Consider the following 23368-nt stretch of genomic DNA (forward strand, 5'->3'; position numbering starts at 1 on the left):
TCCACGATACGAAACCTCCAGGCGGTTCGGGGGTGCTTGTCAAGGCATCTTTCCCGCCTTGACAAGCACCCCCGAACCGTCAGCACAATCAACCTTCGGGGTGCCCCACGCAACCACCGGGCCAATGTCGCCGCCAGGCGACGAGCCGCCCGCCCGGCCAATGTCGCCGCCAGGCGACGAGCCCGCCAGGCGACGAGCCCCCCACCCGGTACTGTCCGTTTCATGGGATCCCGGATCGAACACCGCGGCGAGTTCGACGGCTCACTAGCGGAAGTCTTCGCCGCAGTAGCCGGAGAAGAAGCCCTCCGCGCCCGCCTAGCCGCGCAAGGCGGCGAAGACGCCAAACTCCTCGCCTACACGGCCGAAGGCGACTCCGTCCGCTACGAACTCCAGCACGGCATCAAGGCGTCCAAACTCCCCCAAGCCGTCCGCGCCCTGCACAAAGGCGACATCATCGTCAACCGCACCCAAACCTGGAAGCGGTCCGGCGACGAGTACACCGGCCGATCCGACGTCAACGTAAGCGGCGTCCCAGGCGAAATCAGCGCCTCCACCTTCCTCACCCCGAAGGACGGCAAAGTCGTCCTCCGCACCACCGGCGAGGTTGTCGTGAGGATCCCCCTCTTCGGCGGCCGGATCGAGGAGTTCGTCTCCGAGCAGGTGGTCAACCTGCTGCGGAACGAGGACGAGTTCACCGCGCAGTGGCTGGCCGAGCACGCCTGACCCCGGTGGGAGCCCCGACCAGGGGCACCACCAATCCCAACCGGTTGCGCCGAGTCGACCGCTGGCTCGCGAGCGACCCGGCCGTCACCCGGCTGCTGCGGCGGGGCGAAAGTCCCCTTGCCGTCGATCTCGGCTACGGAGCGTCGCCGGTCACGACGGTCGAACTGGCCCGCTGGCTGGCGCGCGTGCGGCCGGACGTCCGGGTGCTCGGGCTCGAACTCGACCCGGAACGAGTCGCCGCCGCCCAGCCCGCCGCTGATCCGCCCCGGCTCGACTTCCGGCGCGGCGGCTTCGAATTGGCCGGGACGCGGCCGGTTCTGGTGCGCGCGTTCAACGTGCTCCGGCAGTACGCCGAGGACGAGGTCCCCGGCGCGTGGCAGCTGATGCTCGACGCGATGCCGCCGGACGGTCTGCTCGTCGAGGGCACCTGCGACGAGATCGGCAGGCTGGTCACGTGGGTCCTCGTGGGAGCGGACGGTCCACGCACCCTGACCCTGTCGCTTCGCCTCGCCGACCTCGACCGTCCGTCCACAGTGGCCGAACGGCTGCCGAAGATCCTCATCCACCGCAACGTTCCCGGCGAACGCGTGCACGCCCTTATGTCCACTTTGGACGAATGCTGGGCGGCCGCCGCCCCGCACCGTTCCTTCGGCGTACGCGCCCGCTGGACCACCGCGGTCGCCATGCTCGCCGACCGCGGCTGGCCCGTTTTCGGCAACCCAGACCGGCGGCGGCTCGGCGAACTGACCGTGGCCTGGGAAAGCGTCGCGCCGCGCTGAACCCACCTGTTCACCACCCGCACCCCGCTGGGTCATCCCTTGGTGACCTTCAGTGCTGACGATGAGCGGGTGGAACTGCTGGAACACGTCACCGAGCTGATCCGGGGCACACTCGGCTCGCCCTGGCTGTGGGTGCTCGTGTTCGCGATCGCCGGACTGGACGCGCTGCTCCCGTTCATGCCGAGCGAAACGACCGTGGTGACCGTCGCCGTCCTGATCGGACCGGACCTCGGCCGGCTCGCGCTGCTGGTCGTCGTCTCCGCCGCGGGCGCGTGGGCGGGCGACTGTCTCGGCTACGCGGTGGGCCGCGCCGCCGGACCGCGCGCCGTCGCCTGGCTGCGGCGCGGACCGTCCGGACGCCAACGCTACGAATGGGCTCGCGACCAGGTCCGCCGGCAAGCGCCGCTGCTGATCATCGCCGCGCGCTACCTGCCCGGCGGCCGCGTCGCGAGCGCGCTGGCCAACGGCAGCCTCGGCTATCCGCTGCGCCGGTTCGTGCCGCTCGACGCCGTGGGCGCGGCGCTGTGGTCGGTGTACAGCGCACTGATCGGGCTCGCCGGCGGCACCGCGTTCGCCGACCGTCCGGTGTACGGACTGCTGCTGTCGCTCCTGCTCGGGCTGCTGCTGGTCGCGCTCATCGAATTCGGCCGACGGGTGCGCGTGCGCAGGCTACGGTCAGTGCATGGACGCGCCACGTCTGCTGGAAGCGATCGACATTCACGCCGACCGGGTCAAAGCCGCGACGCTCGCCGCGGGCCCGGCCGCAGCCGTCCGAAACTGTCCGGAGTGGACAGTTCGGGGCCTGGTGACGCACCTGACGACGGTGCTCTCGTACACGGTCGCGGCGATCACCGACCGGAAGGCTGAGCCACCGACCGCGGAGACCTGGGAAGACGCACTCGGCTGTCTGGACGGCGAACGCATGGCCATCCGCGAAGCCCTGCGCCTCCCGGCGGACGCCCCACTGCGGTCGCCGTTCCCGCGCGGCGGCCCGGTCACCGTCGGCGACTGGACCCGCCGGCTCGCGCACGAGTTCGCCATCCACCGGCTCGACGCGGAAAGCGCCCTGCCCACGCCGCCGGTCACCCAGTACCGCACCGAATTCGCCGAGGACGGCATCGACGAGTTCCTCGCCTTCCTGACCCCGCGCCGCGCCCAGCCGAGCGGCCGCGACGGGATCGTCCAAGTCTCCACCGACACGCGGAGCTGGACCGTTCTGCTGCACGTCGACCAGCCGCCGACGCTGGGCCAAGGCGTTCCGGACCTCTCCCTGACCGGCCCGGCCGACGACGTCTACCGCGCGTTGTGGGGCCGCCCGAACCAGGCCGGGAAAGTCGGCGACGCCACCCTTCTGGAGCCCCTCGCAGCGCCCTGACCAGCGGCCGGTGAGAATGGGCGCGTGTCAGATCCCCAGCGTTACGTGCTCACCTTCGGCTGCCCCGACCGCACCGGCATCATCGCCCGCATCTCGGGCTTCCTCGCCGACCACGGCGGAATGATCGCCGAGGCGGCGTATCACACCGACCCCGACTCAGGCTGGTTCTTCACCCGCCAGGTCGTGCGCGCCGATTCGCTGCCGTTCGACGCCGCGGGACTGCGCGAGCGGTTCGGCGAGGTGGCGAACGAACTGTCCGCGGAGTCGAGCTGGCAGGTCCGCGACACCGGCGAGCGCCCGCGCGCGGTGGTGCTGGTGTCGAAGGCCGGCCACTGCCTGTACGACCTGCTCGGCCGCGTCGCCTCCGGTGAACTGGACGTCGACATCGCCGCGGTGATCGGCAACCACGATTCGCTCGCGGACATCACCCGCGCGCACGGGATCCCGTTCCACCACGTGCCGTTCCCGGCAGGCGACCCCGACGGCAAGGCGGCCGCGTTCGCCAAGGTCCGCGAACTGGTCGACGCACACGACCCGCACGCGATCGTGCTGGCGCGGTTCATGCAGGTGCTGCCCGCGGACCTGTGCGCGGAATGGGCCGGGCGCGCGCTGAACATCCACCACAGCTTCCTGCCGTCGTTCGTCGGCGCGAAGCCGTACCACCAGGCGCACACGCGCGGCGTGAAGCTCGTCGGCGCGACCTGCCACTACGTCACCGCGGATCTCGACGCCGGGCCGATCATCGAACAGGACGTGATCCGCGTCGACCACGGCGATTCGGTGCAGGACATGGTGCGCAAGGGCCGCGACATCGAGAAGGTGACGCTCGCCCGCGGCCTGCGATGGCACCTGGAAGGCCGTGTTCTGGTGCACGGCAACCGGACGATGGTGTTGTGAGTGTTGCTCCCGGTTACAAGCTCGTGAGTGCCTACGCCGGTTAGAACCGGCGTAGGCACTCACGAGACCTCACGCGCCGATCGTCGAGGTGTCGATCACGAAGCGGTAGCGCACATCGCTGTTCTCGACCCGCGCGTACGCCTCGTTCACCTGGTCCGCGTTGATCGTCTCGATCTCCGCGCCGACGCCGTGCTCGGCGCAGAAGTCCAGCATCTCCTGGGTTTCCGCGATGCCGCCGATCATCGAACCGGCCAGCACGCGGTTGCCGCCGAGCAGGGAGAACACATTGTACTCCAACGGTTCCCCCGGTGCGCCGACGTTCACCATCGCGCCGCCGACGCGCAGCAGGCTCAGGTAAGCGTCGACCGGCAGCTTCGCCGAGACGGTGTTGAGGATGACGTCGAACTGGCCGGCGAGCGTCTCGAAGGTCGACTCGTCGCTGGTCGCGTAGTAGTCCTTCGCGCCGAGGCGAAGCCCGTCTTCCTGCTTCTTGAGGCTCTGGCTGAGCACGGTGACGTCCGCGCCCATCGCGACGGCCAGCTTGACCGCCATGTGACCGAGCCCGCCGAGCCCGACGACAGCGACCTTCTTGCCCGGTCCCGCACCCCACCGGCGCAGCGGCGAGTACGTCGTGATGCCCGCGCACAGCAGCGGCGCGGCGACGTCCAGGGAGATGCCTTCCGGGATGCGGCAGACGAAAGCGTCCTTCACGACGATCTGCTGGCTGTATCCGCCGTAGGTGTTCTCGCCGTCGAAGCCGACCCCGTTGTAGGTCTGCACGTTGCCCTTGACGCAGAACTGCTCCGACCCGGCGCGGCAGTACTCGCATTCGCCGCAGGAATCGACCATGCAGCCGACCCCTACCCGGTCGCCGACCTGGTACTTCGTGACGTCCGAGCCGACCGCGGCGACGACGCCGGCGATCTCGTGGCCCGGGACCATCGGGAAGATCGCGGTCCCCCAGTCCTGGTGGACCTGGTGCAGGTCGCTGTGGCAGATGCCGGCGTAGGCGATGTCGATCAGCACGTCGTCCGGCCGCAGGTCGCGGCGCTCGATCGTCGTCGGGGCCAGCGGTCCGCCCGGCGCCGCGGCGGCGATGGCGGAGGTGGTCGTGGTCATGAAGCCCTCCTGGGTGTCCCGTCGGGGACAAAGTCGATGTAAGAACCCTCTTACATCGACTACCGTAGGCCTCGAGTTATTCCACGGCGCGACGACGATCGGGTGTGACGCACGGCATGGCGGCCCAGTACCACCACCGCAATCTGCGCGCCGAGCTTGTGCGCGTCTCGCTCGAGCTGATCGCGGAAAACGGGGTCACCGGCTTCTCGGTCGCCGAAGCCGCGCGGCGGGCGAAGGTGTCCGCCGCCGCGCCGTACCGGCATTTCCCGGACCGCGCGGCGTTGCTGGCCGCAGTTGGCACGGTCGCGGCGCGCCAGCTTCGCGAACTCGCCGAGGAGGCAGCCACCGCCGAGACGGACGACGGTGCCGCGTTGGCCGCCGTCGCCGCCGCGCACACGAAGTTCCTGATCGATACCCGGATCGGCCTGCATGTCTTCTTCGCCGCCGAACTGGCCGACGCGCAACACGTCGAACTGCACGAGGCCCGCCGTGAGCTGATCGACGCGTCACTGCTGCGCTGCCTCGCGATCGTGCCGGACCCGGCTACCGCGCTGGAACTGATGGAGCAGCTCCACACCCAGGCCTACGGCTACGGCGATTTCTACCTCAACGGCGTCTACCAATGGCTCGGCTACCCGACGGAGCAGGTCATCGCGAAGTCCCGGCGGGCGGCGCGGATCGTGATCGAGGCTTATCGCGCGGGGAATCCGGCGATCAGTCCGGCGGAGTGGTGACGTAACGGGCGGTCAGCCACGCACCGAAGGCGTGCAAGCGATCGGTGAGCGCGGACGGCTCCAGGACGTCGAAATCCACGTCCAGGTAAGCCAACCAGCGTGCGGCCCAGTCGAGATCGTCGGTGCCGAAACGGAGTTCGCACTCGTCGCCGTCCTCGACCACGGTGGCCACGCTCGGGTCGACGAGTTCCCGGACCAGATCAGCGGACGTGTGCACCTGGACCCGGATGTGGTGCCGCCAACCTGTGTCCGTGACCAGATCGGCCACAGTGGACGGTGGTTCCGGCGCGGGAAACTGAATCCCAAGCGGCTGAACCGCCTCAATCCGGTCCACCGCAAAGGTTTTCCATTCGCTCGCCCCGCGCGGGCAAGCGACGAGATACCACTGCCGCCGGACGGTGATGAGCCGATGTGGTTGGACATCAACCGGTTTCGTCGACGGGGAAGCCAAGGCTCGATGCCGGATCCGGACCGCTTCGCCAGCCCGGCAAGCTAACGCGAGCGGCACCAGAGTGTCCCGAGAGGCGTGTCGAAAAGGCTTGCCCGGCAACGATTCCACGTCCGCGAGCGCGGCGAGCCGGGACTGCCAGCGCGTCGGTACCACCTGGGTCAGCTTGGCCAGCGCGGTCACCGTGGCGGTTTCCAGCCCGTCGACCGCAACCGCCGTCTGCAGGCCGAGCGAAACCGCGGCGACCTCGTCCGCGTCCAGCAACAGCGGCGGCATCGCGGTGCCGTGTGCGAGCCGGTAACCGCCGACCCGGCCCGGTTCGCCGTCGATGCGGTAGCCGAGTTCGCGCAACTGAGCGATGTCGCGGCGTGTGGTGCGCTCGGTGACGCCGAGCCGGGCCGCGAGGTCAGTGCCGGAAATGCCGGGGCGCGCCTGCAGCAGCGCCAGCGTCTCCAAGCGACGGCTCGTGGTGGTCATGCTGCGATTCTCGCGCAAAACTAGGACAGTATCCGTCCGGGTATCTGGTCATACTCGTTTCATGACTCAGCTGCTTCGCCCCGACGGGCTCGTCCAGTCCCCCGCCTTCACGCACGTCGCGGTGGTCCCGCCGGGCGCGACCACGGTCTACGTCGGCGGCCAGAACGCGGTCGACGCCGAGGGCAGGATCGTTGGCGGGACCGATGTCGCCGCGCAGGTCGAACGCGTAATGGCGAACGTGAAGACCGCGCTGGCCGCTGGAGGTGCGACGATCCAGGACGTGGTGCTGCTGAACGTCCTGCTGGTCGAGGACGTCGACCTTGACCAGGCCTATCCGGCCGCCGCGGCCGGGCTGGAGGGCGCGACCCCGCCGGTCGTCGCCCAGCGGGTGGCCGGGCTCGGGGTGCCGGGCGCGCTCGTCGAGGTCAGCGCGATCGCGGCGGTACTCCGGTGAGTGTCGGGCAGACCAAGGACGCGGGCTGGCAGATCGGCGTCTCGAAGACGATCGGCCGCTCCGCCGAAGAGGTGTGGGACTTCATCACCTCACCGGAAGGCGTGGCGATCTGGCTCGGCGAGGGCGTGACCGTCCACCCCGAACCCGGCGTGGGATACGAGACCGCCGACGGAATCCGCGGCGAGACGCGCAGTTTCCGCGAAATGGACCGGATCCGGCTCACCTGGCAGCCGACCGGCTGGTCGCACGAGACGACCCTGCAGCTGGCCGTACGCGCCAGCGGTCCCGGCAAGGCGATGCTGCGCATTCACCAGGAACGCCTGGCCGACGCCGCCGAACGGGAGCAGCAGCGCCGCCATTGGCAGGCAGTGATCGCGAAGTTGGCGGAAGGCCTTGCTTAAGTCCGCTCGTGAGTGTTTATGCCGGTTAGAACCGGCATAGCCACTCACGAGTCCCCAAGCTGGAGGCGCGATGCTCTGCGTGTTCGACGTCAACGAGACCCTGCTCGACCTGACCGCGCTCGACCCGCTGTTCACCCAGCTCACCGGAGACCCGGCGGCGCGGCAGGAATGGTTCACGCTCGCGATCCACACCGTGCTCACGGTGACCGCGGCCGGCCAGTACCGCGATTTCGCGCAGATCGCCGGAGAAGCCGCGGCCGCCGTTTGCGCACGGCACGGCCACGACCTGACCGACGCCGAACTGGTGAAGGTCGGCGACGGCCTGCGTACCCTGCCCGCGCACGCCGACGTCGTACCCGGCCTGGACCGGTTGCGCCAGGCCGGACATCAGGTCGTCGCCCTCACGAACTCGCCGCTCGCGACCGCCGAAGCACAGCTGCACAACGCTGGCCTGGCAACGAAATTCGACCGGATCTTCTCCGCGCAGCAAGTCAGCCGGCTCAAGCCGGCGGCAGAGCCGTACCACCAGGTGTTGCGCGCCTTCGGCGTCGAATCCGGCCAGGCGGTGATGGTCGCCGCGCACGGCTGGGACATCGCCGGGGCTCAAGCCGCCGGACTCCGGACCGCGCTGCTCGCGCGTCCCGGAGTCCATCCGCTGCCCGGGCTGCCCGCCGCGACCTACACCGCGGCGACGATGCCCGAGCTGGCTGACGCGATCGTCAGGAACTGAGGCGCACCAGCATCTTGCCGGTGTTGGCCCCGCTGAGCAGACCGAGGAAGGCCTCCGGCGCGTTGCGGATACCGTCCACAAAGGTCTCCGAGTACTTGATCTCCCCGGACGCGACGAGCGGCGCGACCTCGGCCACGAACTCCTGCATCAGGTGCCAGTGGTCCAGCACGAGCAGGCCGCGCATGGTGATCCGCTTCGCGATGAGCTGCACCAGGTTGCGCGGCGCGGGCGTCGGCTCGGTGGCGTTGTACTGCGAGATCATGCCGCAGATGGCGATCCGGCCGTGCAGGTTCATCGACGCGATGGCGGCTTCCAGGTGCTCGCCGCCGACGTTGTCGAAGTAGACGTCGATGCCCTCGGGAGCGGCCGCGGCGAGCTGCTCGGCGACCGGTCCGTCCTTGTAGTTGAAGGCGGCGTCGAAGCCGAGTTCCTCGGTGAGGTAGCGGACCTTCTCCGCCGAACCCGCGCTGCCGATCACGCGCTTGGCGCCCTTGAGCCGCGCCAGCTGTCCGACGAGCGAGCCGACCGCACCGGCCGCGCCGGATACGAAAACCGTGTCGCCCGGCTTGAATTCCGCGCTCACCAGGAGTCCGGAGTACGCGGTGAGACCCGGCATCCCGAGCACGCCGAGGTAGGTCGAGAGCGGCGCGACGGAATCGTCCACTTTGACCGCTCGCTTGGCGTCGAGCACCGCGTGCGTGCGCCAGCCCGCCTGGTGCAGTACGTGATCGCCGGGCGCGAAGTCGTCCACAGTGGACTCGATGACCTCGCCGACCGCGCCGCCCTGCATGGCCTCGCCGACCACGAACGGCGGCGAGTAGGACTTCACGTCGTTCATCCGGCCGCGCATCGCCGGGTCGACGCTCATCACGATGTTGCGCACCAGGATCTGCCCGGGACCCGGCTTCGGCACGTCGGTCTCGACGATGTCGAAGTTGTCCATGGTGGGGACGCCGTGCGGACGGGCCGCGAGCCGGACCTCGGTCGCCTTGTCGGTCGCTGTGGGTGCGTTCACCGTCGAACTCCGTTTCGTTCAAGCTGGACTGAAGCGGGGCGCACGCCTCGTCTATCCGGCCAACGGAGCAACCGGGGCGCGCATTCCGATTGTCCCCGGAGCTGTGGCAAGCGCTACACGATCTCCGCGAGCTTGCCGAGAACGCCGTCGTAGATCTTCTTCAGCCCGCCGGGCGCGAAGGTCTTCTCGAAGAAGCCGCCGACGCCGCCCGCGCCGTCCCAGCTGGTCTCGATGCGGACGAGCGAACGCTCGCCGGAGGCGGTGACGGTCCAGGTGGTGACCATGCTGGAGTTCGCGTCGGTCTCGACGAAGGTGCCGGGCGACGGCTCAGTGACCGTGGCCGCGACGTCGCGCACGCGCTTGGACGTGGCCTGCAGCTTCCAGCTGGCCTTCGTGCCGGCGCCGACGCCGCCTTCGCTGACCTCGTAGTCGCGGTAGTGCTCGGTGAGCAGCTTCGGCCGGGTCTCGGCGTAGTCCGCGACCAGCTCACGCACGCGTTCCACCGGCGCGTCGATCGTGCGCTCCGCGGTGGCCGTGACCTTGCCCATGTCGTTTCCTCCTCAGGGTTCCGCCGAGGTCACCCTTGCACACGGGGGTCGTGAGTGGCGATCCCGGTTAGAACCGGGATCGCCACTCACGACACCTCAGCCGAGCCCCTGCTGCTTCAGCCAGTCCTTGGCCACGTCGGCCGCGGGCTCGCCGTCCGCGTCGACCCGCTTGTTCAGCTCGCGCATGCCGTCCGTGGTGAGCTTCGCGCTGACCGCGTTGACGACGTTCGCGAAGTCCGTGCCGCGGCCGTCGAGCACCTTCTTGTTCACCGCGGGCACCACGTTCTCGGTGGGCACGATGGCGAGGTCGTCCTTGAGCGCGACGTACTGGGAGTCGCCGACCAGCGGGCTGACCGAGTCGACCGGGATCACCGTGACCGCGCCTGAGTTCAGCTGCTGCACGCGCGGCCCGGCCTCCTGCACGGTCTGGAAGGTGGCGTTCGCCAGCTTGTAGACGTCCTTGAAGCCCTTGAAGCACGGCAGCCGCTTCTCGCACTCCGGCGGACCGGCCATGACGACCTTGTCGAGCTTCTTCAGGTCGCTGATCGAAGCGATGCCCTTCGACTTCGCGACGTCGGCCTTCATGATGTAGGTGTTCTTGTCCTCGGCCGCGGCGTAGTTCAGCAGGCCGACGCCCTCCGGCGCGAAAAGCTTCTCCAGCTGGTCGTGCTCGGCCTTGGCATCCTTGGTGGCCTCCTTGCCGAAGCCGGTCGTGATCGCCGCGCCCTGATACTCCGGCAGGAACTGCAGTTCGCCGGATTTGAGCGACGGGTAGACCAGCTCCCGCGAGCCGAGGTTCAGCTTCCGGGTGACCGGATAGCCCTTCGCCTCCAGCGCGCTCGCGTAGATCTCGGCCAGGATCTGGCTGTCGGTGAAGTTGAACGAGGCGACGACGATCGGAGCGCCGCCCTTGCTCGGCGCGGCCGGCTGGTCGCTTCCCCCACCGCACGCGGTCAAGCCGAGCGCGGCCGTCGCCAGCAGCGCGGCCACTCGGATGTTCCGGGTCCAGCGCACGTGTCCCCACACTCCTCAGTTCACTCGTTAGTGGGAATGGACCCTAACCGCGACCCCCGACAGAAACCACTGGTTAGGAATCCTCACCACGGAATCCCACGAGCCGGAATATTGTCGCTCGATCGGGGTAACCTTCTGCGGTGCACGCGTCCGTGACCCCGCTGCTGGCCGACAGCAGCCGTCCCCTCTTCGAATGGCGGTGGGTCGAACGCAACGCTGACGCGATTCTTCAGCGGCTCGGCGAGCACATCGCCCTCACCGCGACCGCGCTCGGCGTCGGCCTCGTGCTCTCGCTCGCGCTGGCCACGCTGTGCCTGCGCTACCGCTGGTTCTATCCGTTCGTCGTCGGCGCCGCAGGCGCGCTCTACGTGATCCCGAGCCTGGGCGCGTTCGCGCTGCTGGTTCCGCTGCTCGGGTTCTCCTTCGCCACCTCGGTGATCCCGCTGGCGACGTACACGCTGCTGATCCTGATCCGCAACATCGTGACCGGCGTGCAGCAGGTGCCGACCGAGGTGCGCGAAGCGGCGGTCGGGATGGGCTTCACGCCGCGGCGGCTGCTGTGGCAAGTGGAGCTTCCGCTCGCGCTGCCGGTCGTGATCGCCGGGCTGCGGGTGGCCGCGGTGACGACGATCGGCCTGGTCACCGTCACGTCGCTGCTCGGCAAGGGCGGACTCGGCTACTTCATCCGCGCCGGCATCCAGACGACGATCCCGAACCCGAGCCCGATCATCGTCGGCGTCGTGCTTTCGATCGCACTGGCGGTGCTCGTCGATTTGCTGCTGTGGCTGAGCGAACGCGCGCTGGCCCCGTGGGCGCGGAGGGCGGTCCGATGAGCTTTTTCGCGCAGCTGGGCCAATGGCTGGCCGACCCGAACCGCTGGAGCTGGACCGACCCGGCCGGGATTCCGTTTCGGACCGTGCAGCACCTGTGGTTTTCCGCGCTGGCGCTGGTGATCGCGGTCGTACTCACGGTCCCGCTCGCCCTGTGGCTCGCGCACTACCGGCGCGGCCAGTTCGTAGCCAGCAGCGCGGTGAACATCGGCCGCGCGATCCCCAGCTTCGGACTGATCATCCTGTTCTGGTTCCTGGCCAGCCGGTGGGGTGTGAACACGGACTTCTGGCCGCTGCTGCTGGCGCTCGTCGCGTTGGCCCTGCCGCCACTGTTTACCAACACCTACGCCGGAGTGGTGCAGGTGGAACAGGAGGTCGTCGACGCGGCGCGCGGCACCGGGTATCGCGAATGGCAGATCATGCTGCGCGTGGAACTGCCGCTGGCGTCGCCGGTGATCGTGGCCGCCGCGCGAGTGGCGTTCCTGCAACTGGTCGCGACGGTCGCGATCGGCGCGATCGTCAACGACGGCGGCGGTCTCGGCCGGTACATCGTGGACGGTTTCGCTCTCGGCGAGCAGGGCCACGGCGAGATCTTCGGCGGCGGCGTGGCGGTGGTGATCCTGGCGTTGGTGTGCGAGGGATTGTTCGCCTTGCTGACCAAGCTGGCTACGCCTCGCGGTCTCGCGCTCCAGCAGGCCCGTCGGGACTCGTGAGTGGCTATGCCGGTTCTAACCGGCACGAACACTCACGACACACCGCGGCCAGCTGGTCGATCTCCGGCCCCAGCGACCGGTCGACCACTACCGGCTCGATCCTCGCCGCTAGCCAGGCGTAGGTGTCAGCCAGCTTCGGTGCTCCCGGGTTGTCTTCTTCGAGATACCGCGCCTGCCGTCCGGCGATCAGCTCGCACGCGGTGATGGCGAAGAAGCGTTCGATGACTGTCTCCAACTCGGCACCGGCCTTGCTGGCAAACGCTTGCACGTCCTCCTGACCAGCGGAAGTGTCCAGCGATCCGAGCGTCGCCGGTGCGGCCAGCCGCCGCATCGCGTGCAGTTCGCCCGCCGCGCGTTTGTGCAGCGGCGTGAGCCCAGCCTGCGGACCCGGATCCACCGCGAGCTGCGGCGGCAAACCGCTGAACTGCGGGTCGAGGAGGCGATGCAGGCGCTGTACTGAGACCTCCGCCGCGTGGATGAGCGCCGCCTTGACGGCGTCCATCCGAAGCCCGAGCGCGACTGCGTGATAGCCGCTCGTCGGGACGAACTCCCCGTCGAGGAAGGCCGGTGAGTCCGCCGGAGTTTCCCAGGACTCCTGCAGGGTTTCCCGCAGTTCCTCGACGGTCCGGCTGACGTATTCGAGAGCCTTTGGGCCCACTCGCACCGAGATCGGCGCCTGCACGACTCCTGGTCTCGTGGCGGCCCCGTCGATGAGTCCCTCAATGCGGGTGCTGCGGTAAATCGCCTGCGGCGCACCAAGAACGTCCACGGTGATCGCTGCGCAGACCGTCTGCCAATCAACCAGCCGACGCGCTCTTTCGCCGCAGACCCACGCGTACGCCTCGGCCAGCGGCGAGCCTTGAATCAGGCTCGCCCCTTCCTTCGGCCCGAGCACGAACGGCCTCACCCCGCGCCGATCCAGCGCCTCCGCCGCCGGGATTTCGGCACCGTCCTCGATGACCGTGCCGAGCCCGACGAACGTCTGGAACGCGTGTGCCAGCGGGATGATCTCGCCCGCGCTGCCGAGACTGTCGCACGGGATTGTGGGAAGGAAGCCGTCGTTAAGCCGGTCGACGAGGAAGGTGACCAGCTCAGGACTAACCGCCGCGTCGCCGCGGAGAAACCCGCGCAACCGCATGCGCAGCAACGCATGAGTCAACTCCGGCGACAACCACGGCGGTCCGCCCACTGCGCGGCCGACCAGGAGATTGCGCTGGTGATCGGTCTGCTGCGCGCTGGTGAGCCGGGTCCCGGCGAGCCGCCCCATCCCGGTGTTCACGCCGTAGATCGGGCGGTCTTTATCCAGCGCGGCCAACATCGCCTCACGCTGTTGTCTAAGCGCTTCGAGCGCTGCTGGGCCGACCTCGACCGGTTCTGAATCGTCCATTATGGACAGTTCAGCGCGCGAGCCCGTCGATGACCTCGGCGTTCGGCAACCCCGCGAGGTCCGAACCGGAGATCAGGAGCTTGCTGCCACGGATTCCGCTGCCGATCACCAGTTCCGGCGCGTCGGCGACGGCCTGGTCGAGGAGGATCGGCCAGTCCGCGGGCAGCCCGACGGGCGTGATTCCGCCGTACTCCATGCCGGTGAGGGAAACTGCCTCGTCCATCGGCGCGAAAGACGCCTTGCGCACGTCGAGCCGACGCTTGATGACGCCGTTGACATCGGCGCGGGTAGTCGCGAGCACGAGCGCCGCCGCGAACCGAACCTCCCCGGCGCGCTTGCCTGCGACGACGACACAGTTCGCGGACGCGGTCAGCGGCGACCCGTACGCCTCGCAAAACGCGGCGGTATCGGCGAGTTCCGGATCGATCTCGGTGACGCCGAGCGCGTCCGGCTCAGGCATCGCGGCGAGCGCCTTCGCGACGGGTTCGGCGAGCAGGTCAGTACGGGTCGGCGCGGGAACGACGGTGAGGCTTCCGGCGATAGTCCAGGTGGTCACCGACCCGAATGTAATCCGCCCGGGACTCCGGTCACCAGTTGCGGTGGCCTCGCTGAACCTCGATGAGCTTCGGCCGCACGTCGACGATGTAGACCAGCGCCGCCGCCATCGCGGGCACCCAGAAGATGAACCCGGGACCTTGGATCTGGAACAGCACCAGCGCGAGCGTGGCCCCGCCGGTGATCAACATCCAAATCGGCTTGGTCTTGCGATCGGCCGCCGAGAACGCGTCGGCTCGCTGCAGCAGCGCGTGAACGAAGGCGAAGAGCCCGACCAAGGCGCTGCCCCAGTGGATGACCCTGAGGATCCAATCGGCAACCAGCACGACGTCAGCTTACGGCAAACCGCCCACGCCGCCCGCTCCCCCGAAACCCGGCGCCGCGACGCGACCGCTGGTCAGGACTGGGTTGGTGAGGTTTCGCCATGGTTGACGCCGTGTCTGGTGCCGAGGTGACAACGGTCACTTCCGGCGGACTGCCTTCGCTCCGGCCGAGGCGCCGCTCGGACTCGGCCCTTCGCTCGGCTTAGGTCGAACCCAGCCACTTCGCTGCGAACTTAGGTCGGGTCCAACGACGCTCGCCGAACTTAGGTCCGACCCAGCCACGCTCCTTCAAGCTAGGCCCGACCCAACGACGCTCGCCCAACCTAGGTCGAACCCAACGCGGCTCCTCCAAGCTAGGCCGGACCCAACCACGTTTGCCCAACCTCGGCCCGACCCAAGGCAGCTCCCCTAGCCAGGTTTCGACCCAACCACGTTTGCCCATTTAGGTCCGGCCCAGCGCGACTCCTGCAACCTAGGCCCGACCCAACGACGCCCGCTCAACTGGGCCCGGCCCAGCGAAGCGCCCCACCAGCTAGGCCGGACCCAACGAAACTCTGCCCACCTAGGCCGAACCCAACCGCGCTCCGCCGCCAGCTAGGTCCGACCCAACGGCTCTCGCCGAGTTCGGATCGGCCCAAGATCGGCCACCGTCCAATACCCCCACGGCTCCAAGGTCCCAAGACCCCCGCGCCTCCGCCGAAACACCCCCGGCACAGCGCACGGCGGCCGGGCCAAAACTCAGCCCGGCCGCCGTGCGACCCCTCGATCTTCAATTCTCGATTCTCGCCCTCGGCGACCGCGGCGCAAACCGAGTCACCCCAACGGTTAGAGGGCCGAAGCGCCCGAACCGCCGTCAGTGCGTTACTTCTCAGTGCGGCGCCAATCCCGCCGTCACTTCTCCGTCTTCGGCGCGGCCGGCTTCTTGGCGTTCGCCGTGGTGGCGGTGCTGGTAGCAGTGCTGGTGGTGGTGCGACGGGCCGGAGCGGCGGTCTTCGGCGCGGTGCGGTTCGCGGCCTTGCGGGCCGCCGACCGGGTCTCGTGCGCGACGTTCTCGCCGATTTCCTCGACGGCGTCCGCGGTCTCGCCTGCCACCTCGGTCACCTTGCGGGCGGCCTTCTCACCGGCGGAACGGGTGCGCTTGGTGACCTTCGACAGCACGCCGTCGACGCGCTCGCGGGTCTCCTCGGTCAGGCCGTCGACGCGCTCCTGGGCGGCGGTCAGCGCGTCGTCCAGCTGCTCGAGGGCCTTCTTGACCTGCGGCTGCGCGGCGATCTTGTCCCACGCCTGCTCGCCGGACTCGGCCAGCTTGTTGTACAGCTTCAGCGCGGCCTCGGTGTACTCGTCGATGGCCTTGCGCAGCTCCGCCGGGTCGAGCTTCTCGCGGAGGCTCTCGACGTCGGTCGGCAGCTCCTCGAAGCCCTTGCGGGCGGCCTCGGTGTTCTTGGTGACGTTGGCGCGGGCCTTGGAAACCGCGTCGGTCACGGCCTGGCTGGCCAGGTTGCCGGCGCCGAGCGCGGCGAGCAGCGGGGTGCGGACCTGGTCGAGCGCGGTGTTGACGGCCTTGCGGACGTCCTCGGTCTTGGGCGTGGTCATGCCGACTCCTCAGTGGTCTCTTGGGTGGTCTTCGCCTGCGGTGCTCGCGGCGGTGTTTTGTTTTCGCGCCGGAAGGACTCGTAGACGTCGAGCAGGACCTGCTTCTGCCGTTCGGTCAGCTCGGCGTCGGCGCGGATCGCGTCGCCGACCGGGCCGCCGGTCGGCAGGTCGAGAATCCCGGCCTGCACGTACAACGCTTCGGCCGAGATCCGCAGCCCCTTGGCGATCTGCTGGAGGATCTCCGCGCTGGGTTTGCGGACCCCGCGCTCGATCTGGCTCAGGTACGGATTGGACACTCCGGCGAGCTTCGACAGCTGGCGCAGCGAAATCTTCGCGGAACTGCGCTGCTGGCGGATGTACTCGCCGATGTCGGAGGCGATGTCCGCGACCTTGTCCATGGGGCGCTGTGCTCCGCCGGGTTCTGTCATCCGGTCACCTCCTCGCGACCTACTCGACAGTACGCTCGCGTGCTAGCTATTGCAAGCACCCTGCTTGCAACCATCGGGTGTGGTTCCGCTCACCCCGTTACCCTGGGCTTATGCGGGCACAACGGTTGCGTCGACGCCTGGTCCGGCAGCTCGTCGAAGAGGACGTGCTGCACGACGAAGCCTGGACCGAAGCCTTCGCCACCGTCCCGCGGCACGCGTTCCTGCCGCGCTTTTTCGTGCCCGCCGGCGACGGCTGGGCGGCGGTCGACCGCGGCGATCCGGACTGGCTGGACCGCGTCTATTCGCGCGACGTCCTGGTCACCCAGCTCGACGACGACCCGGCGCTCTGGGACCGCGCCCGCGCGGACGGACCGGTCCCCGGCGTGCCGACCAGTTCGTCCAGCATGCCCGCGATCATGGCGATCATGCTGGAAGAACTCCAGGTCCGCGACGGCGATCGCGTGCTGGAGATCGGCACCGGCACCGGCTACAACGCGGGTTTGCTGTGCCACCGCTGCGGTTCCGGTCGAGTGTCCACAATAGACATTGACGCGACCATAGCGGCCGCCGCACAGGAACGCCTGGCCTCCTGCGGCTACGCCCCCGCGTGCGCCACCGGCGACGGTGCACTCGGCTTCCCGGCCGGAATCCTCTTCGACCGGGTCCTGTGCACCGCGTCGGTATCGCGGATTCCCCTTGCCTGGCTCGCTCAAACACTCCCCGGCGGGCACCTCGTCACCACTCTGAACCGCCCGCTCGGCGGCGGACTCGTCCGTCTCACCGCGGGCGAAGGCACGACCGCCGAAGGCCAAGTCCTGGCCCGCGACGGCCGATTCATGCCCCTGCGCGCACATCGCCTGCCGCCGCTCGCGGAACTGCCGGATGCCGCCGACGCGCAATGGCGACCGACGGAACTGTCGATGTCAGATGTTCTTAAGCCACAACGACATTTCGAATTCTTCGCCTCGCTGGAGCTGCCCGACGTGCGGCCGGTGCACGTCGACCCGAACGGGGCCTTCGCACTGTCCCATCCGGACGGTTCGTGGGCCCGCACCCGCCGCACGAACTCTGGTTTCGAGGTGACGCAAGGAGGTCCGCGCGCATTGTGGGATCTCGCCGAGGACGCGCACCGCCGCTGGGAGTCGCTGGGCCGCCCCGGCCGGTCGCGGTTCGGCCTCACGGTGACCGGCGACGAACAAACCTTCTGGCTGGACGATCCGCAGTCCGACAACCGCTGGCCGTTGCAGGATCCCAAATCTGATGGCGGATCCGGCAGGTAATCAAGACAGCCGTCAGGGCTTGGGCCGTTTGGCTGTGCGCTCTGCATCGTCCGCAGTATCACTGGCACCGGGCTGGACGACATCCCTTGAAAGAGGGAAGACTAATCCCCAGCACCGACCAGCGATGGTCCCGGCCGCCCGCATCAGCAACGCTGTCGGACAACGGACGAGAGGCGCCCGCCATGACCGGAGAGCCCAGATTGTTCTCCCCCGTCCATAACTCCCGGTCCGAGTCCAGTGCCCGCACCGGGATCTTCACCAGCTACGTCATGACGGGCGCGGTGCTGCTCGCGATAGGGGTGTACTTCGTAAGCAGCGAGGTGCACATGAGTTGGAGCGGCGTGACCACCTTGGCGACCGTGGATCGCGTTGATTACCGCAAAAAGCAGGATATCGCCTCGATCACCTTCGACGACTCCAAAGGTCACCGTCTCCCCCAGCAATCCATCGGCGTGGACCGCGACGTCTATGCCGGAGGCCGCCTCGCGGTCATCTACCTGCCCGACGACCCCTCGAGTGTGGAGCTTGTCGCCTCCCGCGAGTTCACGGCGCCGGTCGCGGCGGGAGTAGCCGTCTTGGGCGCCGCATTGCTGTTCTGGGAAATCCAGTCGCTGTGGCTCCGACCCAACAAGCGGATACCGACTGGACCGCCGGTGGCTGAGCCCCGGCGCCCCCAGGGTCGCGCGTCGCTGGCGTCGAAGAGCGATTTCGGCCCCGTTCGCCGCCCAATGGGCAAACGCGAGCGCAGACGAACCGCCAACCGGTAGCGGCCGTCCCGAACACGCGCTCACCGAGTACGGCCAGGCAAAGGCGAGTATGGGCTGGAAGAAATGCCATCGAACTGAGGCCGACCTTGCGTGGTACTGCCGTGAGAAGTCCCAGCTCACTCAAGATCGACCTGCCGCGCCGTTCGAGTCCCTACAGCCTTACGCCTGATTCGATCAACCCGCCAGCCCGCGAAGCAACCCCTCCAGATCGCGCTCGCCGACCCGCGTTTGCGCACCCCGCGCCAGTCCTCCGCGAATCAGCGCTTCCGCCGCGGGGCGAGTGAACTGTCCTGCCCAAGCATCGTGTTCCCGCTGAAATCCGTTGGCCAACTCATCCGGGACCAGAGCCTGTTTCGCCGCGGCGATCACTCCCTCCGGCAACGCGGCGATGTTGAGCGCCAACCGATCGACCACTTCGTCCAGTTCGTCCGCGGGCACTGCCCTGTTGACCCAGCCGTAGCGTTCGGCCACCCGCGCCCCGTACAACTCCGCACCGAGCACGATTTCCAGCGCCCGGTTGCGGCCGACCCGGCTCGCCAGGTACTGCGTTCCTCCGCCGCCTGGGACAATCCCCATCAGCGCCTCGATCTGGCCGAGACCGGCGGACTCGATCGCCGCGAAGGCCAGGTCCGCGGCCGCGACGAACTCCGCCCCGCCGCCTCGCGCCAGACCGGCCAGCTTCACGATCGTCACCTGCGGCTGATGCCGCAGCAGTTCGCCCAATGCCTGGAAAACGTTGAGCCCCGGCGGCACTTCGGGGGCGAACTGATCGAACGCGTCCGGCGCGTCGACCAGGGACATGTCGACGTGCGCGATGAAGAAGTCCGGGTCGGCGCTGTCGAAAACGATCACGCGCGCCGCTTCGTCGTCTCGCAGCGCGGTCAGCAGCCGCCGGAGGTCCGCCATGAGAGCGACGTCGAGGACGTTGACCGGCGGGTTGTCGATGGTGACGCGGACGATTCCGGCCTCGCGGTTCACTCGCAGGGTCGGGTAAGCGTCGTGGTGCATGCGAATCTCCGATACGTATCCGGCAGGCAGCTAGGTTCCTGATGTATACCTAGGCTCGGACGCGGATCGACCAGCGTCAATAACGCACTTTGGGCATCGCAAGGATCATGGAGGATACCGAGATGGCCGCTCCCGACACCGGCACCGTCTACCGGGCCGACTGTCCCAGCCGCCCGATCCTCGACCAGATCGCCGACAAATGGTCGATGATGGCGATGGCCGTTCTGGAGGAGCCGCGCCGGTTCAACGACATCAAACGCCGGCTGGAAGGCGTGACGCAGCGGGTGCTGACCCAGACCCTGCGCCGACTGGAACGCAACGGCATGATCGTCCGGCGCGTGCTGCCGACGTCCCCGGTCGGAGTCGAGTATTCCCTTACGCCGCTTGGCGAATCACTGCGCGAGCCGTTCGGCAGGCTGTACGACTGGACCGTCGCGCACACCGGCGAGATCCACGAATCCCAGCAGAGCTACGACGAACGGCTCCGCGCGGAAGAATCGTGAAGGGTCGCTAGGTCCGACCCAATCCTGGCCCGAACCCAGTTCTCCACCGCGGTCACGACGTCGTCGAGCCGGGCGTCCGTCGTGTCGATGGACTCGACCTGACCGCGTATCCACAGGTTGAACTCGATCATCTCCTCGATGCGCGGCTCGTCCCACTCCCGCCACGCGGGCCGGGCGCGCAACCTTCGCCGGAGGGTCTCGTTGTCCGCGACCAGGGCCAGGTAGTGCACGTCCGAGAAGAAAACCCGCTCTGGCAACGGTTCCAGCTCCTGTGGCGCGACCGTCCCGCACAGCACGACCGGCCGTCCGTTCTGGTGCAGCATCGCCGCCATCCGCAGCCAAGCCCCGCGGAACGCCGGATTTCCTGGGACGTCGTCGCGCAGCGCACCGGTCCACAGCACGTCCTGTTCCAGCACGAGGGCCTCGCCCACCAGCCGGTGCGCCAGCTTCGGCCCGACCGTCGCTTGCGGCGTCCGCCGTACGGTCGCGGCGAATCCCCGTAGCCACCGCGGTACGGCCGCGGCGGTGGCTGCTGCCGGTAGAATGCGCTCTCCGCACCGGCGATCTGCTCCAGCTCGCCGCGGTCGAGGAAGATCCCGCGGCAGCCGTCGCACTGCTCGATGTGGACGCCGTTCTTGTCGACCGTGCGCATCAGGTTCTGACACTTCGGACAAATCACACATTCGACCCTACGCGGATTCGCCGCGCCGTGTCAGCAGGCGCAGAGGCAGAACGGATGGCCGACCGGGTCGGCGTACACGCGGAAGGTCTCCGGCGAATCGTCGAGCAGCTTCGCGCCCAGCCCGAGAATGCGCTGGTGAGCGGCTTCGAGATCGGTGACGTCCAGGTCGAGATGCGCCTGCTGCGGCGTGTCCTGCGACGGCCATTCGGGGGCGCGGTAACCGGCTACCCGCTGGAATTCCAGCCGGACGCCGCCGCGCGGGTCGACGAGCGTGGCCCAGTGGTTGTCCTCGGCGATCTCAGGTTCGGCCCACTCGAGCAAGGAGCGGTAGAAGCCGGCGAGCGCCGCCGGGTCCGGACAGTCGAACGCAACGCCGCCGAACGTCGGAATCGCACCCATGTTTCGTCCATCCTTTCCTCGTTGCGTAACCAGTAAACCGAGTATGTCGGTTAGGTCACCAGGTCGCAACCGTTATCGCCCGTACACTGGGCCGGTGCACACCGACGCTTCCCTGGTGGTCGCCTTTCTCAACACCGTCGATATCGCACGGGGCGCCGACCTGCTGGACGATCCGGGGCTCTGGCGGCAGTGGGCCGCGGATCACGACGTGACACCGAACGATCCCGCCGAAGCCCGCGCCGTGCGGGACGGCCTGCGCGCCGCGGTCGGCGATCCGCGGCTGCCCGCGACCACGCTGGACGTCCCGCTCCGCTTCGCGCTCACCGACACCGGTCCGACGCTGCTCGCTCTGGACGCCGTCGCCGCGACTCTCGCCGCGGCCACCCGGATGGCCATCCGGGGCGACTGGGTCCGGCTCAAGATCTGCCCCGCCGACGACTGCCTGTGGGCCTTCTTCGACGAATCGCGCAATCGCTCCCGCACCTGGTGCTCGATGCGCGTCTGCGGAAACCGGGAAAAGGCCCGGTCCTGGCGTGCCCGCACGGCGGCTGTGCACAACTGACCCCCTGTGGACAACTTGTCCACACACACCACATGTGCACGTGCAGATGCCTCGGATCCCCACAAGTTGTGGACAGCGATTAGGCCATCACCGTGAATTCCTGTGGATAATCCCGGGGATAACTCAGCTTCCTGTGGACAACTGGTTTGAGCGGGTCGCGGCTGTGGTATAGGACGGCGCGCCTCCGAGCTGCGACCCGCTGATGCCGCGAGTCAGCGCAGGAAAAACTTCCTCCGGCGGCGAATTCCGCTCAACCACAACGAAATCCGCCTCAGCCGGAGACCAGGGCCACCGAATCCCGACCTCAGAACAGCAACTGCGCCACCGCGTAAATCACCAGCCCGGCCAGCGCACCCACCACGGTCCCGTTGATCCGGATGAACTGCAGATCCCGCCCGACCTGCAGCTCGATCTTCCGGGAGGTCTCCTCGGCGTCCCACCGCTCCACCGTGTCCGTGATGATCGTCGTGATCTCGCGGGAGTAGTGGGTCACCAGGTAGACCGCCGCGCTCTCGACCCAGCCGTCCACCTTCGACGTCATCGACGGGTCGTCCACCAGGCGCTTGCCCAGCGACTCCAGACCGCCACGGACCCGCTGACGCAGTTCGCTCGACGGGTCCTCCGCGGCCTTCAGCAGCATCTCCTTGGCCGTCGCCCACGCGTTGCCGATCAGTTTCTGCACTTCGGCGTGGCTCACGATCTGGCCCTTGACCTGCTCGGCCCGTTCCATGGTCTTCGGGTCGGTCTGCAGATCGTGCGCGAACTCGCCGAGGAACTTGTCCAGTGCCAGCCGCATCGGATGGTTGACGTCGGTTTTCACCGCCCAGGTGAAGGTCAGGACCTCGCCGTACACCTTGTCCGCCAGCATTTCGTCCACGAACTTCGGCGACCAGCTCGGCGCGCGGTCCGAGACCACGCGCAACATCGTCTGGTGGTTGTCCCGGACCCATTCGTAGGCGCGGTCGCACATCAGATCCACGAGCTTGTGGTGCGCGCCGTCCTCGAAGACGCCCGCCAGGATCTTGCCGAGCGGCGGCCCCCACGGCTTGTCGATCACGCGCTTGACCACGGCCTGCTCCATGATCGCCTGCACGTCCTCGTCGCGGAGCACTGTCACCGCGCCGCGCACGACCGTCGCCAGCTCCGACGTCACGCGTTCGGCGTTGTCGCGCTGCGAGAGCCAGCCGCCGAGCCTGCTGGCGACCTCGACGCGCCGGAGTTTGTCGCGGATGACGTCCGGGGACAGGAAGTTCGAGCCGACGAACTCGCCGAGGCTGTTGCCGAGCGCGTCCTTCTTGTTCGGGATGATCGCGGTGTGCGGAATCCGCAGCCCGAGCGGATGCCGGAACAGCGCGGTCACCGCGAACCAGTCCGCGAGCGCGCCGACCATGCCCGCCTCGGCCGCGGCGCGCACGTAGCCGACCCAGCCCGGCCAGCCCGCCGACTCCGCCCAGCTGGTCAGCAGGAACACGATCGTCGCGCCGAGCAGGAAGGACAGCGCGACCAGCTTCATCTTGCGCAGGCCGCGCCGTTTCGCCTCTTCGCCGGCGGTGCCGCCGGGCGGGTCCGCGGGCGTGCCCTTGGCAGGGGTGAGTTGCTCCACACCGCCATTGTCCGTGAGGAT

Annotated in this window: 28 protein-coding genes and 1 pseudogene; 15 read left to right on the top strand and 14 right to left on the bottom strand. The window is 68.5% G+C overall.

What is annotated here, in order from left to right; translation table 11 throughout:
• Window positions 1-222: 222 nt before the first annotated feature.
• The 5 genes and pseudogenes from D0D37_RS36170 (at window position 223) to purU (ending at window position 3774) form a co-directional block, all read left to right on the top strand.
• Entirely contained in the window at window positions 223-723 is a 501-nt protein-coding gene (locus D0D37_RS36170) for a DUF2505 domain-containing protein (RefSeq protein ID WP_116205082.1), read from the top strand.
• Window positions 702-1502: a class I SAM-dependent methyltransferase gene (locus tag D0D37_RS36175; protein ID WP_116205083.1), complete on the top strand. Its 801-nt coding sequence runs from the start codon at window positions 702-704 to the stop codon at window positions 1500-1502. Before D0D37_RS36170 ends, D0D37_RS36175 begins: the two co-directional genes overlap by 22 nt.
• A gap of 69 nt (window positions 1503-1571) precedes the next feature.
• Entirely contained in the window at window positions 1572-2369 is a 798-nt protein-coding gene (locus D0D37_RS36180; protein WP_244223798.1) for a DedA family protein, read from the top strand.
• Window positions 2266-2877, top strand: a pseudogene (locus D0D37_RS36185) (maleylpyruvate isomerase family mycothiol-dependent enzyme); the annotation flags it as partial. The gene D0D37_RS36180 and the pseudogene D0D37_RS36185, both read left to right, overlap by 104 nt.
• 45 nt (window positions 2878-2922) lie before the next feature.
• Window positions 2923-3774: a formyltetrahydrofolate deformylase gene (gene purU, locus D0D37_RS36190; protein ID WP_208720302.1), complete on the top strand. Its 852-nt coding sequence runs from the start codon at window positions 2923-2925 to the stop codon at window positions 3772-3774.
• A gap of 69 nt (window positions 3775-3843) precedes the next feature.
• Here purU and D0D37_RS36195 read toward each other — a convergent pair whose 3' ends face one another.
• A complete protein-coding gene (locus D0D37_RS36195; RefSeq protein WP_116205085.1) occupies window positions 3844-4893 on the bottom strand; it encodes an NAD(P)-dependent alcohol dehydrogenase in 1050 nt (349 codons plus the stop codon).
• Window positions 4894-5009: 116 nt separating this feature from the next.
• Here D0D37_RS36195 and D0D37_RS36200 point away from each other — a divergent pair, with 116 nt between their 5' ends.
• The gene (locus tag D0D37_RS36200) at window positions 5010-5627 is read left to right on the top strand and encodes a TetR/AcrR family transcriptional regulator (RefSeq protein WP_116205110.1); all 618 of its coding nucleotides are present in this window, start codon (window positions 5010-5012) and stop codon (window positions 5625-5627) included.
• Here D0D37_RS36200 and D0D37_RS36205 read toward each other — a convergent pair.
• Window positions 5608-6552, bottom strand: a complete 945-nt coding sequence (locus D0D37_RS36205) for a helix-turn-helix transcriptional regulator (RefSeq protein WP_116205086.1) — start codon at window positions 6550-6552, stop codon at window positions 5608-5610. The two genes, D0D37_RS36200 and D0D37_RS36205, sit on opposite strands and share 20 nt — an antisense overlap.
• A 61-nt stretch (window positions 6553-6613) precedes the next feature.
• Between D0D37_RS36205 and D0D37_RS36210 the strand changes: the two genes are divergently transcribed.
• The 3 genes from D0D37_RS36210 (at window position 6614) to D0D37_RS36220 (ending at window position 8137) form a co-directional block, all read left to right on the top strand.
• Complete coding sequence (locus D0D37_RS36210) at window positions 6614-7006, top strand: RidA family protein (protein ID WP_116205087.1); 393 nt, start codon at window positions 6614-6616, stop codon at window positions 7004-7006.
• Window positions 7003-7407: an SRPBCC domain-containing protein gene (locus tag D0D37_RS36215; protein WP_116205088.1), complete on the top strand. Its 405-nt coding sequence runs from the start codon at window positions 7003-7005 to the stop codon at window positions 7405-7407. Before D0D37_RS36210 ends, D0D37_RS36215 begins: the two co-directional genes overlap by 4 nt.
• Window positions 7408-7477: 70 nt before the next feature.
• Window positions 7478-8137, top strand: a complete 660-nt coding sequence (locus D0D37_RS36220; RefSeq protein WP_116205089.1) for a haloacid dehalogenase type II — start codon at window positions 7478-7480, stop codon at window positions 8135-8137.
• On the opposite strand, the gene D0D37_RS36225 is transcribed toward D0D37_RS36220, so the two are convergent.
• The 3 genes from D0D37_RS36225 to D0D37_RS36235 form a co-directional block, all read right to left on the bottom strand.
• The gene (locus D0D37_RS36225; protein WP_116205090.1) at window positions 8127-9152 is read right to left on the bottom strand and encodes an NADP-dependent oxidoreductase; all 1026 of its coding nucleotides are present in this window, start codon (window positions 9150-9152) and stop codon (window positions 8127-8129) included. The genes D0D37_RS36220 and D0D37_RS36225 overlap by 11 nt on opposite strands.
• A gap of 113 nt (window positions 9153-9265) precedes the next feature.
• Window positions 9266-9700, bottom strand: a complete 435-nt coding sequence (locus D0D37_RS36230; protein ID WP_116205091.1) for an SRPBCC family protein — start codon at window positions 9698-9700, stop codon at window positions 9266-9268.
• A 96-nt stretch (window positions 9701-9796) separates the two neighbouring features.
• Window positions 9797-10714 (bottom strand): ABC transporter substrate-binding protein, encoded by a 918-nt coding sequence (locus D0D37_RS36235; RefSeq protein ID WP_208720300.1) that lies wholly within the window; start codon window positions 10712-10714, stop codon window positions 9797-9799.
• A 140-nt stretch (window positions 10715-10854) separates the two neighbouring features.
• Between D0D37_RS36235 and D0D37_RS36240 the strand changes: the two genes are divergently transcribed.
• Window positions 10855-11547, top strand: coding sequence for an ABC transporter permease (locus D0D37_RS36240; RefSeq protein ID WP_116205092.1), 693 nt, complete (start codon window positions 10855-10857; stop codon window positions 11545-11547).
• Window positions 11544-12257, top strand: a complete 714-nt coding sequence (locus tag D0D37_RS36245) for an ABC transporter permease (protein ID WP_116205112.1) — start codon at window positions 11544-11546, stop codon at window positions 12255-12257. Before D0D37_RS36240 ends, D0D37_RS36245 begins: the two co-directional genes overlap by 4 nt.
• Window positions 12258-12261: 4 nt before the next feature.
• On the opposite strand, the gene D0D37_RS36250 is transcribed toward D0D37_RS36245, so the two are convergent.
• From D0D37_RS36250 to D0D37_RS36270, 5 genes are all read right to left on the bottom strand, one after another.
• Window positions 12262-13644 carry an aromatic amino acid lyase gene (locus D0D37_RS36250; RefSeq protein WP_116205093.1) on the bottom strand — a complete coding sequence of 461 codons (1383 nt, stop codon included), beginning with the start codon at window positions 13642-13644 and terminating at the stop codon, window positions 12262-12264.
• Between the two features lie 10 nt (window positions 13645-13654).
• The gene (locus D0D37_RS36255) at window positions 13655-14200 is read right to left on the bottom strand and encodes a YbaK/EbsC family protein (protein WP_116205094.1); all 546 of its coding nucleotides are present in this window, start codon (window positions 14198-14200) and stop codon (window positions 13655-13657) included.
• Window positions 14201-14231: 31 nt separating this feature from the next.
• The gene (locus D0D37_RS36260; RefSeq protein WP_116205095.1) at window positions 14232-14525 is read right to left on the bottom strand and encodes a DUF2516 family protein; all 294 of its coding nucleotides are present in this window, start codon (window positions 14523-14525) and stop codon (window positions 14232-14234) included.
• 888 nt (window positions 14526-15413) lie between these two features.
• A complete protein-coding gene (locus D0D37_RS36265) occupies window positions 15414-16115 on the bottom strand; it encodes a hypothetical protein (RefSeq protein ID WP_116205096.1) in 702 nt (233 codons plus the stop codon).
• Complete coding sequence (locus D0D37_RS36270) at window positions 16112-16513, bottom strand: helix-turn-helix domain-containing protein (RefSeq protein ID WP_116205097.1); 402 nt, start codon at window positions 16511-16513, stop codon at window positions 16112-16114. The genes D0D37_RS36265 and D0D37_RS36270 overlap by 4 nt, the downstream gene beginning before the upstream one ends.
• Window positions 16514-16653: 140 nt before the next feature.
• On the opposite strand from D0D37_RS36270, the gene tgmC reads away from it, so the two are divergent.
• Window positions 16654-17823, top strand: a complete 1170-nt coding sequence (tgmC, locus tag D0D37_RS36275) for an ATP-grasp peptide maturase system methyltransferase (protein ID WP_116205098.1) — start codon at window positions 16654-16656, stop codon at window positions 17821-17823.
• 182 nt (window positions 17824-18005) lie between these two features.
• Window positions 18006-18590, top strand: coding sequence for a hypothetical protein (locus D0D37_RS36280; protein ID WP_116205099.1), 585 nt, complete (start codon window positions 18006-18008; stop codon window positions 18588-18590).
• A 174-nt stretch (window positions 18591-18764) separates the two neighbouring features.
• Here D0D37_RS36280 and D0D37_RS36285 read toward each other — a convergent pair whose 3' ends face one another.
• A complete protein-coding gene (locus D0D37_RS36285; RefSeq protein ID WP_116205100.1) occupies window positions 18765-19598 on the bottom strand; it encodes an enoyl-CoA hydratase/isomerase family protein in 834 nt (277 codons plus the stop codon).
• Between the two features lie 122 nt (window positions 19599-19720).
• On the opposite strand from D0D37_RS36285, the gene D0D37_RS36290 reads away from it, so the two are divergent.
• Window positions 19721-20101 carry a winged helix-turn-helix transcriptional regulator gene (locus D0D37_RS36290; protein ID WP_116205101.1) on the top strand — a complete coding sequence of 127 codons (381 nt, stop codon included), beginning with the start codon at window positions 19721-19723 and terminating at the stop codon, window positions 20099-20101.
• Here the strand turns inward: D0D37_RS36290 and D0D37_RS36295 are convergent.
• Window positions 20068-20547 (bottom strand): hypothetical protein, encoded by a 480-nt coding sequence (locus tag D0D37_RS36295; protein ID WP_116205113.1) that lies wholly within the window; start codon window positions 20545-20547, stop codon window positions 20068-20070. The genes D0D37_RS36290 and D0D37_RS36295 overlap by 34 nt on opposite strands.
• Window positions 20548-20813: 266 nt before the next feature.
• On the bottom strand, window positions 20814-21182 hold the full coding sequence (locus tag D0D37_RS36305; RefSeq protein ID WP_116205102.1) for a VOC family protein: 369 nt from the start codon (window positions 21180-21182) through the stop codon (window positions 20814-20816).
• 94 nt (window positions 21183-21276) lie between these two features.
• On the opposite strand from D0D37_RS36305, the gene D0D37_RS36310 reads away from it, so the two are divergent.
• Window positions 21277-21744 (top strand): CGNR zinc finger domain-containing protein, encoded by a 468-nt coding sequence (locus D0D37_RS36310; protein WP_116205103.1) that lies wholly within the window; start codon window positions 21277-21279, stop codon window positions 21742-21744.
• A 304-nt stretch (window positions 21745-22048) separates the two neighbouring features.
• Here D0D37_RS36310 and D0D37_RS36315 read toward each other — a convergent pair whose 3' ends face one another.
• Window positions 22049-23347 carry a DUF445 domain-containing protein gene (locus tag D0D37_RS36315; protein WP_116205104.1) on the bottom strand — a complete coding sequence of 433 codons (1299 nt, stop codon included), beginning with the start codon at window positions 23345-23347 and terminating at the stop codon, window positions 22049-22051.
• Between the last annotated feature and the right edge of the window lie 21 nt (window positions 23348-23368).

The organism is Amycolatopsis circi, assembly GCF_003385235.1.
In the GTDB taxonomy this organism is placed as follows: Bacteria; Actinomycetota; Actinomycetes; order Mycobacteriales; family Pseudonocardiaceae; genus Amycolatopsis; species Amycolatopsis circi.

Bases quoted from the DNA above. Each gene is read 5' to 3' on its own strand.
- D0D37_RS36170 (WP_116205082.1), top strand. From the start codon at position 223: ATGGGATCCCGGATCGAACACCGCGGCGAGTTCGACGGCTCACTAGCG.
- D0D37_RS36195 (WP_116205085.1), bottom strand. From the start codon at position 4,893: ATGACCACGACCACCTCCGCCATCGCCGCCGCGGCGCCGGGCGGACCG.
- D0D37_RS36200 (WP_116205110.1), top strand. From the start codon at position 5,010: ATGGCGGCCCAGTACCACCACCGCAATCTGCGCGCCGAGCTTGTGCGC.
- D0D37_RS36205 (WP_116205086.1), bottom strand. From the start codon at position 6,552: ATGACCACCACGAGCCGTCGCTTGGAGACGCTGGCGCTGCTGCAGGCG.
- D0D37_RS36210 (WP_116205087.1), top strand. From the start codon at position 6,614: ATGACTCAGCTGCTTCGCCCCGACGGGCTCGTCCAGTCCCCCGCCTTC.
- D0D37_RS36220 (WP_116205089.1), top strand. From the start codon at position 7,478: ATGCTCTGCGTGTTCGACGTCAACGAGACCCTGCTCGACCTGACCGCG.
- D0D37_RS36230 (WP_116205091.1), bottom strand. From the start codon at position 9,700: ATGGGCAAGGTCACGGCCACCGCGGAGCGCACGATCGACGCGCCGGTG.
- D0D37_RS36245 (WP_116205112.1), top strand. From the start codon at position 11,544: ATGAGCTTTTTCGCGCAGCTGGGCCAATGGCTGGCCGACCCGAACCGC.
- D0D37_RS36250 (WP_116205093.1), bottom strand. From the start codon at position 13,644: ATGGACGATTCAGAACCGGTCGAGGTCGGCCCAGCAGCGCTCGAAGCG.
- D0D37_RS36265 (WP_116205096.1), bottom strand. From the start codon at position 16,115: ATGACCACGCCCAAGACCGAGGACGTCCGCAAGGCCGTCAACACCGCG.
- D0D37_RS36270 (WP_116205097.1), bottom strand. From the start codon at position 16,513: ATGGACAAGGTCGCGGACATCGCCTCCGACATCGGCGAGTACATCCGC.
- tgmC (WP_116205098.1), top strand. From the start codon at position 16,654: ATGCGGGCACAACGGTTGCGTCGACGCCTGGTCCGGCAGCTCGTCGAA.
- D0D37_RS36280 (WP_116205099.1), top strand. From the start codon at position 18,006: ATGACCGGAGAGCCCAGATTGTTCTCCCCCGTCCATAACTCCCGGTCC.
- D0D37_RS36285 (WP_116205100.1), bottom strand. From the start codon at position 19,598: ATGCACCACGACGCTTACCCGACCCTGCGAGTGAACCGCGAGGCCGGA.
- D0D37_RS36290 (WP_116205101.1), top strand. From the start codon at position 19,721: ATGGCCGCTCCCGACACCGGCACCGTCTACCGGGCCGACTGTCCCAGC.
- D0D37_RS36305 (WP_116205102.1), bottom strand. From the start codon at position 21,182: ATGGGTGCGATTCCGACGTTCGGCGGCGTTGCGTTCGACTGTCCGGAC.